This is a genomic window from Leisingera sp. F5 (assembly GCF_001593695.1).
In genome coordinates, this window is the sequence record NZ_LUKH01001024.1 from 1 (window position 1) to 1,344 (window position 1,344).

Sequence of the window (1,344 nt, forward strand, 5' to 3'; positions counted from 1 at the left end):
GCAGCAAGGCAAGGCCGGCGTGAAGCTCAATTTCCTGCAGACCCAGCTCGCCCATGTCGCCAAGATAGGCAATCCGCCGGCCCGCGCCAGGTGTCGCCGCCAGCACCGCCAGCGCTGCCGCCATTGACGTCGGGTTGGCGTTATAGCTGTCATCCAGCAAAGTGACCTCGCCGCCGTCAAGCCGGATCACCTCGCGCACACCGCGGCCCTTGACCGGCGACCACAGGGCAAGGCTCTCCACCGCCTTCGCGGGATCCGCCCCCAAGGCCTCGACACAAGCAATTGCGCCCAGGGCGTTCATCGCGAAATGCGCGCCAAGCGATTGAATGTGAAGCTCGATATCCCGGCCATTCACTGTGGCGCGGGCAACTGTTCCCTCGCCTCTATTGTCAGCTGACAATAGTTTGCAATCTTCGGCGCTTTCGCCGAACCAGCAGGCCGGGACGCCCAGATCAGCCGCAACGCCGCGCAGCACATGGGCCTCGGCGATATCGGCATTCAGCACGGCTACGCCGCCCGGCTCCAGCCCCTGCATGATCGCGGCCTTCTCAAAGGCAATGCCTTCGACACTCTCGAACGCTTCCAGATGCACCGCGGCGACTGTCGTCACCATCGCCACATGCGGGCGCGCCTGTTTCGCCAGCGGCGCGATCTCGCCGGGATGATTCATGCCGATCTCGATGACGGCAAACTCGGTATCGCGCGGCATCCGCGCCAGTGTCAGCGGCACCCCCCAATGGTTGTTGTAGCTGGCCACAGCCGCATGGGTGCGGCCCTGATCGGACAGCATCCGCGCCAGCATTTCCTTGGTCGAGGTTTTACCGACCGAGCCTGTCACCGCAACGACCTTGGCCCCGGTGCGGGCACGGGACGCCCGGCCAAGGGCCTCAAGCCCGGCTTGCACGTCGTCCACGATCAGCAGCGGCGCATCGGCGGCAACCCCTTCGGGAATGCGGGAGACCAGCGCAGCGCCCGCTCCCTTCGCCAAAGCCTGGGCCACGAAATCATGACCGTCGCGCGCGGCCTTCAGGGCCACGAACATATCACCCGGCTCAATGGTGCGGGTGTCGATCGACAGGCTGGTGACAGCCCAATTCCCCTGCGCCTGCCCGCCGGTGGCTGCAGCGGCCTCGGTTGCGGTCCAAAGCGTCATGCCAGCCTCCCGTCCAGTGCGGCTGCAGCAATGCTGGCCTGCTCCACATCGTCAAACGGCAGAACCTGATCGCCCACGGTCTGGCCGGTCTCATGCCCCTTGCCGCAGACAATCAGCGCATCGCCCGCCTGCAGCATGTCGGCGCCGCGCAGGATCGCCTCGGCGCGGTCGCCGACCTCGATGCAATCGGG

The 1,344-nt window shown here is 66.1% G+C and carries 1 protein-coding gene and 1 pseudogene; both read right to left on the reverse strand.

Annotated elements, in window-relative coordinates; all coding sequences use genetic code 11:
* On the reverse strand, positions 1 to 1,153 hold a 1,153-nt coding region (gene murF / locus A2I95_RS38490), incomplete at its 3' end, for a UDP-N-acetylmuramoyl-tripeptide--D-alanyl-D-alanine ligase (protein WP_291737664.1).
* A pseudogene (locus A2I95_RS38495) lies at positions 1,150 to 1,344 on the reverse strand (UDP-N-acetylmuramoyl-L-alanyl-D-glutamate--2,6-diaminopimelate ligase); the annotation flags it as partial. The gene murF and the pseudogene A2I95_RS38495, both read right to left, overlap by 4 nt.